The organism is Ruminococcus sporogenes, assembly GCF_054655175.1.
Genome location: NZ_BAAHOA010000001.1, coordinates 351,004 through 362,172, shown reverse-complemented (window position 1 = coordinate 362,172; position 11,169 = coordinate 351,004). Strand labels below are relative to the sequence as shown.

At 39.4% G+C, this 11,169-nt stretch carries 13 protein-coding genes; 1 reads left to right on the top strand and 12 read right to left on the bottom strand.

The features are described 5' to 3' along the window. Positions 1–167 precede the first annotated feature (167 nt). Positions 168–947, top strand: a complete 780-nt coding sequence (locus tag ACYQ0N_RS01875; RefSeq protein WP_460161700.1) for a hypothetical protein — start codon at positions 168–170, stop codon at positions 945–947. Between the two features lie 56 nt (positions 948–1,003). On the opposite strand, the gene ACYQ0N_RS01870 is transcribed toward ACYQ0N_RS01875, so the two are convergent. The 12 genes from ACYQ0N_RS01870 to ACYQ0N_RS01815 form a co-directional block, all read right to left on the bottom strand. Continuing rightward, entirely contained in the window at positions 1,004–1,804 is an 801-nt protein-coding gene (locus ACYQ0N_RS01870) for a dockerin type I repeat-containing protein (RefSeq protein ID WP_460161699.1), read from the bottom strand. A 257-nt stretch (positions 1,805–2,061) separates the two neighbouring features. Further along, positions 2,062–2,550, bottom strand: a complete 489-nt coding sequence (gene queF / locus ACYQ0N_RS01865) for a preQ(1) synthase (protein ID WP_177532408.1) — start codon at positions 2,548–2,550, stop codon at positions 2,062–2,064. Positions 2,551–2,555: 5 nt separating this feature from the next. After that, on the bottom strand, positions 2,556–3,236 hold the full coding sequence (gene queC / locus ACYQ0N_RS01860) for a 7-cyano-7-deazaguanine synthase QueC (RefSeq protein WP_460161698.1): 681 nt from the start codon (positions 3,234–3,236) through the stop codon (positions 2,556–2,558). 12 nt (positions 3,237–3,248) lie between these two features. Further along, entirely contained in the window at positions 3,249–3,830 is a 582-nt protein-coding gene (folE, locus tag ACYQ0N_RS01855; protein WP_177532406.1) for a GTP cyclohydrolase I, read from the bottom strand. Between the two features lie 2 nt (positions 3,831–3,832). Next, the gene (queE, locus tag ACYQ0N_RS01850) at positions 3,833–4,495 is read right to left on the bottom strand and encodes a putative 7-carboxy-7-deazaguanine synthase QueE (protein WP_177532405.1); all 663 of its coding nucleotides are present in this window, start codon (positions 4,493–4,495) and stop codon (positions 3,833–3,835) included. 2 nt (positions 4,496–4,497) lie between these two features. Further along, entirely contained in the window at positions 4,498–4,920 is a 423-nt protein-coding gene (gene queD / locus ACYQ0N_RS01845; RefSeq protein WP_177532404.1) for a 6-carboxytetrahydropterin synthase QueD, read from the bottom strand. A gap of 122 nt (positions 4,921–5,042) precedes the next feature. Continuing rightward, on the bottom strand, positions 5,043–6,131 hold the full coding sequence (locus ACYQ0N_RS01840) for a hypothetical protein (RefSeq protein WP_460161697.1): 1,089 nt from the start codon (positions 6,129–6,131) through the stop codon (positions 5,043–5,045). A 106-nt stretch (positions 6,132–6,237) separates the two neighbouring features. Next, positions 6,238–7,485, bottom strand: a complete 1,248-nt coding sequence (locus ACYQ0N_RS01835) for a glutamate-5-semialdehyde dehydrogenase (RefSeq protein ID WP_460161696.1) — start codon at positions 7,483–7,485, stop codon at positions 6,238–6,240. A gap of 1 nt (position 7,486) precedes the next feature. Beyond that, a complete protein-coding gene (gene proB / locus ACYQ0N_RS01830) occupies positions 7,487–8,296 on the bottom strand; it encodes a glutamate 5-kinase (protein ID WP_460161695.1) in 810 nt (269 codons plus the stop codon). Between the two features lie 32 nt (positions 8,297–8,328). After that, the gene (locus ACYQ0N_RS01825; RefSeq protein WP_177532400.1) at positions 8,329–9,276 is read right to left on the bottom strand and encodes a D-2-hydroxyacid dehydrogenase; all 948 of its coding nucleotides are present in this window, start codon (positions 9,274–9,276) and stop codon (positions 8,329–8,331) included. A gap of 1 nt (position 9,277) precedes the next feature. After that, the gene (locus tag ACYQ0N_RS01820; protein WP_177532399.1) at positions 9,278–9,586 is read right to left on the bottom strand and encodes a hypothetical protein; all 309 of its coding nucleotides are present in this window, start codon (positions 9,584–9,586) and stop codon (positions 9,278–9,280) included. Positions 9,587–10,241: 655 nt separating this feature from the next. Further along, positions 10,242–10,823, bottom strand: coding sequence for a cadmium resistance transporter (locus ACYQ0N_RS01815; protein ID WP_177532398.1), 582 nt, complete (start codon positions 10,821–10,823; stop codon positions 10,242–10,244). Positions 10,824–11,169: the final 346 nt, after the last annotated feature.

Sequence of the window (11,169 nt, the reverse complement as noted above, 5' to 3'; positions counted from 1 at the left end):
TAAATTAGTAAGTGTATGTACGGCATTAATATTATCTTGCAGTTAAACTATATTTATTTTTAAAGCTGACGCTCAGAAAGGTTATAGCAGAACAGCGACATACCCATCAGATACGGACATTATAATGTTAAATGGATTATATCCTAATGCTTAAGGGGGCTATTTTTATGAATATCAAAAAAAGGTTTATCATCTCTTCAATCATATGTTCCTTATTAATTTTAGCGTCGGGCTGCGGAGATAATCAGACGACAGACAATAACACGTCTAAAGCCGAAGTCTTAACGGAGCATAATGTCGTAAGCTTCGCCAAAACAGAAGCAGATATTGCAAAATGCGCTTATACGCTTGAAGAGCTTTATAACGCTTCCGATTTTGTTGCTGAAGTTAAAATAACAGATACGTCTTCGTTTATTTGGCCGGACACAGATATGATCTATACAAATTTAACTCCGGAAATCATAAACATTTACAAGGGTTCATTTAATAACGAATTGTTAACCGTAAGCGGAGGATATATGAATTACAAAAAATATGCTAATTCTCCGGAAATAATCAAAGAATTCGGACACGCTCTTGATACTTCCGAATATTCTGAAAAAGAACTTGAAACCGCTGAGATTTACTATGATTTGTACGGCAATTATATTCCTGAGATTGGAGATAAATTAATCTTCTTTGGCATTAGGGATAGAAATAATGAAACTGAAAATTATTATGTTACTTATTCCAATCAAGGCATTTTTTTATGTGATAACAATGGTACCATTTCAAACCAAGCTCTCCTTGTGGACGATAACGGATTTACCGAACCTTTGGCCAAAGATTTAACGAAGTTATTTAATAATACAGAAAAGCATAAACAAAAAAATATGTTGAATGAAACGTCAACCGTTCTAAATATACCTAAAAGTGAATTTATTAACGAAATAAACAGTATGGAATAAAAATAAATCGGCATTTAATGCCGATTTATTTTTTCTGTAGTATACTATGTTATTATTTACATCAACTGCTTGGAAATTTCAATTGCGTCGTAAAGGTCGCATACTCCGTCGCTGTTTATATCGCCTACCGACTGCTGACCTTCTGTCAATTCAAACTTATTAATCAAATGACCTCCTATCCAGATAACGTCATATAAATCTACCGTTTCATCAAGGTTAACATCGCCTGTTAAAACTTGCTTTTTATCGGTTGAAATCGAAATCGGATTACAGAGGCGATTATTATACAGAGGAATAATCTGATTGACGCACTGTCTTATTTTAATAAATGTAAGTATATTTTCATCGCTCACAGCAACATTATTATATTCAGGAAATGTTATGCTTAAAAGATAATCATAATAAATCGCACCGTCTGTAACTGAAACGTTAATCGGGGAAATTATTTCATATTCTAACGAATCTTCCAATAATTCATGTAAATTTTGTTCAGTTTCATTAGCTCTGTATTCATCCTCTCTTAGTACAGAACAGCCAAATCTTGCTTCCACAGTATATACCATAGAAATTTCATTTTCAAGCATTTCCTCATAATTTTCTAAATCCGGATCATATCCTGCCTGAAACTTTTCTATTGTATTCTCCTTTTCATCTTCATAGAACTGTTTCTGTTCGTTAAAAGGCGCTTCCGCCTCCGGAAATTCTTCAAAATATTCTTCCTTACTCATTTCAAGCAGCTCTTTTAAAGTATACATTTTTTCATTGTATTCTTCCGCTGCTACGGAAGAAAATCCAATAACTGATACGGACATTAAAGCTGCAACTAAAAATAACGATAAAGCTTTAATCGTTTTCATATCTCCTCCTTAAAGTAAGTTCATATTTATTCCAACAACATCTGCAATATCCACACTTCCGTCATTATTATAGTCTGCCAGCTCATATTGAATCGCATAAATAGAGTTCAGATAAATATTAAAGAAATAAATAACTTTTAACTTATTATATTATTTCCCTAACATTATTATACACCATTAACAATATAATTTATATAGTTAGATCGTATTAATCTTTAATAAATCATGAACATTTTGTAAATTTTTTATGAACTGATTTACCTGTTATCCACATTTTCGGGGTACATATCATGATTAAACAGTCTGTTTTCCGCAAGACGTTCCCATTTAGTTCCCGGTCTGCCGTAGTTGCAGTAGGGATCAATTGAAATACCGCCTCTCGGCGTAAACTTCCCCCAAACCTCAATATATTTTGGATTCATTAGTCTAATCAGATCCTTCATGATTTTATTCATGCAGTCCTCGTGAAAATCACCATGGTTACGGTAACTGAAAAGATAAAGCTTTAGCGATTTGCTCTCAACCATTTTTACATCGGGAATGTAAGAAATATAAACTGACGCAAAATCCGGCTGTCCGGTTATTGGACAAAGACTTGTAAATTCAGGACAATTGAATTTTACAAAATAATCGTTTTCCTTATGCTTGTTTTCAAAGGTTTCCAGCATTTCCGGAGCATAATTATCCGGATATACAGTTTTCTGATTTCCAAGAAGGGTAAGCTCCTCTTTTTCTCTTTTTTCCATTTTTTTCACCTTTCCGCAGGATCTTTAATACCGTTTAATTCGAACGCCTTTGCTCTGTCAATACAAGTTCCGCATTTTCCGCATGGCCTGTCCCCTCCCTCATAGCAGCTCCAGGTAAGCTCATAGGGTACGTCAAGGCTGAGCCCGAGCTTTACAACCTCAGCTTTCGACATTCCGACAAAGGGCGCGCTTATCTCAAGCCGTCGGCCGCTTCCTTCATAAATTGCAGTATTCATAGCATTATTAAACGCTTCAGAGCAATCAGGATATGCGTTTCCGGCCGAATCGTCCGCATGGGCGCCGTAATAAATTATACCGCATTTTTTGGATAGCGCAATACTTGCCGCAGAAGCCAGAAACAATCCGTTTCTGAAGGGAACATAAGTTGAAACAGTAGAGCCGTTTGTCTTTTTTAACTGCTCAGAATATGATTCATGCGGAATATTTTGTTCTGAATTTTTTAATAGCGAACAATCGGAATACTGAAAAATCAAAGACAAATCAAGCTCAATTCTTTCCGTTCCATAATATTTCGTTATAGCTGCGGCTGCTTCTATTTCCTTTATATGCTTCTGACCATAGGATACAGAAAGAGCCGTAACATTATCAGCCCCGTATTTTTTTACGGCAAGGCCCAGACAGGTCGTACTGTCTACTCCTCCGCTGAATAAAACTAATGCTTTCATAAAAATTCTCCTTTATTTCAATTGAAGAAGAAACCTTTTCTGTAATTGCAGATCGGTCTTAAATCTTCCCCTGAAGGCAGTATATGAAGAAGAAGAGGAACAATTTTTAATCCCTCTTGCCGTCATGCACGAATGCTTTCCCTCTATGAAAACCGCAATATCCTCAGAGCATGACGCCAACGACATTATCTCAGCTATATCTGACCCCAAACGTTCCTGGAGCTGAAGCCTTTTTGCCGCCATATCTGCAATTCTTGCAGCCTTGGAAAGTCCTATTACCTTTCCGTTCGGTATATAGGCAATTGAAACCTTCATATCATACATAAGCGCCATATGATGCTCGCAGAATGAAAATACCTCAATATCCCTTATTAATACCATATCGCTTTCTCCGCAGGCATAGTCGTCTTCAAAGGTTTTGCTGAACATCTCCGCTATCTGAGAATTTGTATAATTCATACCCTCAAAGATTTCCTCATACATTCTCGCAACCCTGTCGGGCGTTTCCTTTAAGCCCTCGCGTTCGGGATCGTCTCCCAAAGCTTTAAGTAAACCTTTGATATGATATTTTACCGCTTCTTTGTCTATCGCCATATTCAAACTCCCCTCATTCCGGCCGGCCAGATGAATTTATGAAGCTGTAGCTGAAAATTAACGCCGTTCATCTTGTGCTTGAGCATATATCCGACAATCTCCTTAGGATCTATTCTGCCGAACACAGGACTCAGATAAACCGCACACCTTTTATCCAGTCGGTATTTTTCAATGATGTTCCTCGCCGTCTCAAGATCAAGACTGCTGCCACATACAAATTTAACGGTATCACTTTCTGTCAGATAGTCGTAGTTGTCCAAATTCATAAAGCCCTCCATACCGCTCGACGGCAGCTTATAGTCAAGTGTAAACGACGGCGGAAGTTCCATATTTCTGTATAAAGATATATCGGCAGAGCCGTTAGTCTCTATTTCAACGCTAAGACCGTTTTTGCATAGCATATCTATAAGATTATAAATATCCGGCTGTATCAGAGGCTCGCCTCCGGTGAGAGTTACGTTATTTATACGGGAGGATATAATATACTCCAATATATCCTGCGCGGACATTGGCTTCGCGGGCCAATCGTCAGAATTTGCCCATAGCGTGTCGCAGTAAGAGCAGCAAAGGTTACATCCCCTAAAGCGTATAAAGACAGCCGGCTGTCCCGCTTTTCTTCCCTCGCCGTTTATGCTGACAAACCTTTCGGCAATATTATATGCCAAGCCTAACCCTCCTCATACATAGCGCAGTTATTCGGGGTTTCATATACGGTAACATTATGCGGTCTGAATCCGCGCTCTTTGATTATCATAAAGAAATGTCTTGCAAGATTTTCCGCTGTCGGACGGAACGGCAGTTCAACAAGCCTGAACCCGTCTCTTTTAAGGCATTCCATAGTATCGTTTTTTAATGTGTTCTTTTCATATATCAACGAATGGTCATAATGCTCCGCAATAACGCTCAACGCTCTTTTAAGCTCTGAAAAGTCCATGATCATTCCTTTATTCTGACCGTTTCTCTGCAAGAAGGCATTTTTAACCGTTACTTCTACTTTCCACCTGTGTCCGTGAATATTGCTGCATTTCCCTTCATATCCGTATAAAAAATGTGCGCTGTCAAAAGAAAATTCTGATTTTAAAAAGTACATTATATCTCCTCCGAAAATTAAAAGGATACAGAATCGACATCTGTATCCTTGAATTTCAAGTTTATGATGTCCTGGTTTTGTTTAAGGACAGGATGGCACAATCGAACTGTCCATATAAAATTTTATGCAAGCGGTATTGTTTTAAGTGAAATTATATTATAATAATCCTGCGTTTTTTTAAGCGTTACCATTACCCTTTTTTCAGGATCCGCTTTTCCACTGTTCCATGGCGGCGTAGATTTATAGCAGTCCGCATAAACGGTATAGGTATCGTCTGTTTCAGCAATGTCCGTAACCTTCGGATAATAAGAATATAAATCTGTATCCTTTGGAATTATATACTGCTTTTTCTTTTTATTATATGATATAATAATATCACCAATACCGGAATCAGAATGATCAAGCTTCATATCCTCTCCGAACAGCTTTTCAACAATATAAGTCATTTGATCCTGAGGAAACAAAATATCTCCCGTTTCCTGATCCTCAAATACAGATTTTTTCCCGTTTATAACAAGCTCCCATACCGCAATATTAATAAGCTCCTCATTACCTAAATCTGAAACGCTTTCAAAATCCTTTGTTTCGGTAACAATCAGCGGATAGATAACCGATTCAAATTCCGTTTTCTGCATATCGGCAGCTCCCGAGCCGGAAGATTCGCTGAATTTATTTATACCTGTACTAACAGTATTTATAATTCCCGTAACGGCAAATGCTCCAAATACAGCAAGAACAAGTATCTTTAATATTATTTTAACAAGCTCCGAGGCTCTGAATTTAGGAATATCGCCTTTATCTCCGTCATTTTCAGAATCCATAAAACTATTAAAGTCGCCGTTGTCTATAATTCCGTCGTCTTCGCCGCCTGTATCCTCAAATCCGCCGTCCTCATAATCGTCATATTTATGCGGAGCATAAAAGCCGTCCTCTGATTTTGATTCATTATCCCTTCGTACTGAAGCCTCATATTCATAACGTTCCTGCTGTTCAGTCTTAGCCGGCCTGATTTCAGTTCGGCGGCTTTCCGATATGCCTGAGCTTGGTCGATTTATATCGCTATGAGACGTATTCTGTCTGCCGTCAGAAGAAAATTCACGCAGCAGTTCGTCTATTATAGCGTCTGTTTCACTTTTTTCCCTCATAGGCGTATATTTCCATTTACTCCTTTTTTCACGGACAGCAGCGTCTACTTCATCAAGTATATCCATAGAAACCCTCCCATATTTTAAGAAAAGCCGATATACGGCAAGCTGTTATTCAATTTCTGTTTAAGCCGGCGCTGTTATTCAAATTGTTTTTACATACATAGATATTCTATCTTATCTGACCGCTGCCGTTAATAAGATATTTAACGGTTGTAAGCTCGCGCAGTCCCATTGGACCCCTTGCATGAAGCTTCTGTGTTGAAATGCCGATCTCGGCTCCGAATCCGAATTCTCCGCCGTCTGTAAAGCGTGTCGACGCATTGACATAAACAGCCGCCGCGTCTACCATACGCTGAAACCTCTCTGCATTTTCAAGACTTTTTGTAACAATCGCTTCAGAATGCTTTGTCCCGTATTTTGCTATATGATCTATCGCCTCGTCAATTGAATCAACAACCTTGACAGAAATAATATAATCGAGAAATTCCGTACCGTAATCGCTTTCCGACGCCGCTATGACGCAGTCCCCGAGAATTTCGGCCGTTCTCTCGCATCCCCTTATTTCAACATTATGCCCGTCAAGCCTTTCTTTTATAACCGGAAGAGCCTTTTTCGCTATATCCTTATGAATAAGCAGTCCCTCCACTGCATTGCATACGGACGGACGCTGAGTCTTTCCGTTTTCAACAATATCGGCAGCCATTTCAATATCTGCGGAGTCGTCAACATAAACGTGACAGTTACCTGTACCGGTTTCAATCACCGGAACAGTAGCCTGACTGATAACTGCCTGAATAAGACCGGCTCCGCCTCTTGGAATAAGAACGTCAAGATATCCGTTCATTTTCATAAGCTGAGAAGCCGTTTCCCTTGACGTGTCCTCAATAAGCTGAATAACGTCCTCCGGAAGTCCGGCAGCTTTCACAGCTCCGCGCATTACGTCCGCAAGACACTTATTAGAATTTATAGCTTCCTTGCCGCCTCTTAAAATAACGGCATTCCCAGCCTTTAAACAAAGAGTGGCTGCGTCTACTGTAACGTTGGGGCGGGATTCAAAAATAATTCCGATAACGCCCAGCGGCACTCTGGTCTTAGATATTTTCAGCCCGTTCGGTCTTACAAAGCCGCAGTCGACAGAGCCGATTACGTCCTCAGCCTCAGCAAGCTTCAAAACCGCGTCTGCAATACCTTTTATTCTGCTCTCATTAAGCAGTAGTCTGTCCTGCATTGCTTCAGACATATTATTTTTAACGGCGTTCTCAAGATCCAGCTTATTATTTTCAATAATAAGCTGAGTATTGGATAACAAAGCGTCCGCTATTGAAACCAAAGCCGCGTTTTTTGTATCAGTCTGTGCAGAAGCTATAAAAGGCTCCGCACATTTCGCTTTCTTTCCGAGCGTTTCAATATAATTCATTCTAATCGCCTCCGTTTTTTCTGCTATCAGAGATAAAAACAGTCCCGCTTGGATTGTTTTCAAACAAATCATATAATTTATCAGGATTATTCCCGTTCATTATTATCATATCAATACCGGCGTTGTTTGCTATCCTGGCCGCGTTTATTTTCGTAATCATTCCTCCGGTGCCGAACATACTTCCCGCTCCGCCGGCCGCTCCCTCGATATGATCGTCTATTCGGGTTACCACAGGTATCAGTTTAGCGTCGGGGTTCTTGTGAGGGTCACTGTCATAAAGACCGTCTATATCTGACAATATTATGAGAAGATCGGCATTTGCAGTTTCCGCTACAATAGCCGAAAGCGAATCGTTCTCACCTATTTCAAGCTCCAGCTCGTCTATTGCGACAGTATCGTTTTCGTTGACTATTGGTATAACCTTCATGGAAATAAGCTTTTCAAAAGCATTTTCTACATTCCTGCGTCGTTCTGTTTCAATAATAGTTTTTGTTACCAGTATCTGCGCAACGGTTATCCCATAATTATCAAACAGATCGTCGTAAAGATACATAAGCTCGCATTGTCCTACTGCCGCCGCCGCCTGTTTGGTCGGAGTATCGGTAGGTTTTTCCTGTAAGCCGAGCTTTCCTACGCCAAGTCCGACCGATCCGGAGGATACTATTATAAGCTCTTTTCCAGAATTCTGCAAATCCGCCATTACTCTGACAAGATTAGTCATTCTTCTAATATTCAGTCTGCCCGTTCTGTGCGTCAGGGTGGACGTTCCAAGCTTTATTACAATACGTTTTTTTTTCGATATATCCAGCATTTTTCAGACGCCGTAAATGGCGCTTGCTCCTTTCAGTTGACTTTATTCCGAGGCTTTCCGTCCAAGTAAGCCTTTATATTAGAACGTACAATATCAATCAGGCGCAGTCTTGTTTCAAGAGACGCCCATGCGGTATGGGGAGTAATAATACAGTTTTTTGCGTCTTTCAGAGGCGTATTCTCAGACATGGGCTCATCGCATAGCACATCCAGAGAGGCTGCCGCAATTCTGCCGCTGTTTAATGCGTCTGCAAGATCCTGTTCGTTAACAATTGCGCCCCGTGCGGTATTGACAAATACCGCGCTGCTTTTCATAAGCGATAAAGCGTCGGAATTAATCATACCTAAGGTTTTATCGGTAAGCGGACAGTGTATAGTCAGCACGTCCGCTCTTGAAAGAGCCTCTTCAAAGGATACGTTTTCATATGGACAGTTTAAAGGATTCGATCTTGTATTTACCAAAACGTTCATCCCAAAAGCCGCGCCGATACCGGCGACCTTTCTTCCTATACTGCCAAAGCCTATTACCGACAATGTTTTCCCGGCAATTTCCTGAGTTCTAATAGGAAATTTTGAAAATGTTTTAGAGGATATCCAACCTCCGCCTTTAACAAATTCATTATACTCCGATATTCTGCTGAAATGCTCTAAAATGTGCGCAAACGTATGCTGCGCGACAGCGTCGGCTGAATATTCTCCCGCATTACAGACCGTTATTCCCTTTTCAGACGCAGCCTTTAAATCAATATTATTAAAGCCCGTTGCAAAAAGACCGATATATTTTATATTAGGACATTTATTTATTACGTCCTGCGTTATCATTACCTTATTGCATAAAACCATATCCGAATCCGCTATGTATTCAGCAGCCTTTGCGTTATCGGTAATCGGATAACAACGCACTTCTCCGAATTCCCGGAAAACGCTATAATCTATGTCACCGGAGGTTACGGTAGTCCAGTCAAGAATACAGATTTTCATTTTAGATATCCTTTTTGTCTTCTGTAGCGTTTTCAGAGGAAATCTCAGCTTCAAGCTCTCTTCTTCTTTTTTTCTCGGAAATTGCCGCAACAAGAGCGATGATTAGCAAGCCGAATTCAAGTATGCCTATTCCATAAAACCAAAGCTTTGTATCCTTTAAATATATAAGCATAGTCATAGCGACCGCAACAGCCATTACCAACTGATATTTATATCTTACTCTTATAAACTGGATAAGGAAAAAAACAAAAGCTACCACTGCAAATATTAGGTGAGCTGAAAACGGCAGCGGGAAAATATTACCATTCATTATCTTATCTCCATTCCGCCGGCTTAAAAGACGGCTCTGACTTAAAAGCATTTATTTTCTATTGTATCATAGAATTACAATAATTTCAAGTGCTCATTTGCATAAATCAGGATATGAAAGAAAAATTATCATAATATACACAAACCAGTAAATAGCAAGAACAATTGCACTATTTTAATTTATTATCACAGAAAACAGAAAATCCCGAAAATCGCTGCAAAATTTTCGAGATCCATCATTTTATTCCACCTGGCAGATTCAGGTATAAGAGGGCGTATTTAGGGTGATTTCACAGGTAAAATATTCGTAAATATGTTAATGCTTATCCATTTTTGGGACAACTTGTTTTCTTAGTATCAAAATTGTACCACAAAAGTCAAGAAATTATTAGAGTTTCAAACCCTAAACTGTCATTATAAAAGCTTCCCTCAAATTGAGAGAACGGCGGCTCCGCACACATGGGAAATCAATCGCACGGCGGAACGTAATTGGACAACCGCACCCGCCCAAAATCAGAAGGGGCATGGAGCAAAACCAGACGATCAACGGCGGCGCAAATCGTGCGCCGTTCATCTCGACCATTGACGTCCACGGCAGATATTGCTTCTGTTTTATAAAGTATAAGTTTACGAATCTGACTTACTAAACGTACCTGTCATAAGAAATAATGCTTTGCAATTATAGCAACCCCCAAAACAATCAATACGGCAGGGACAAGAACATGTTGATATTTCACAATTTTCCTTTTGATATAGGGGCGGCGTATTAAGGCAAACCCAAGGTAACACCAAAAAGCGATCATAAAGATAAATACAATAATTGTAACTACAAAATCCATAAAAGAATATCCGCTAAACGCCGGAATATATACCCCGATATTGTCGGCGCCATTCGCCATTGTCAATAGAGCAACGCTTATAAGGCTTATTTGTGTGTTTTTCTGTTCTTCGTTTTCCTGCGCATACTGTTGATTATGATAGGTAATCCACGCACGAACGCCGAGGATCAGGGGAAAAACCCCCAAAAGTCCAATATACTTAGATGGAATAACCTGCGTCCCCAGTGCGCCTAATATGCTTAAGGCGGTTAAACAGCCAATACCTAAATACTGACCAATAATAATTTGTATGATACCTCTGCGATTTTGCGTTTGGGCATAAAGTATCATTAACACAAAAATATCATCAATATTAGTGCTTGCAAAAGAGGCAAACGCCGTTAAAAAGGTTGCTGCCATAAATTTATATCTCCCTTTTCAATAATTTCCTATAAAAAAACTTCGCCTATTCAACTCCCTGCTCCTCAATCGGCAGGGGTTAAGGGGGTTATTTTTGCGTCTTTTTCCTGCATAATAATATTATGAATCTCTGGCAAAGAACGCTTACGGACTATTATGAAAAAATAATGGAAAACTGATATTACTATGTCCTTCGGTTATGATCCTTGGCATACCCCGATTGCAAACACAAAATGGCGATTTTAAAAATCCATTACGGTCACTCCCACTCGACAAAACCTAATCAATTTTGTTTAGAAATTATTGTTTGTCGTGTATGTAGTTCTTTTGATTATTTGATATATCC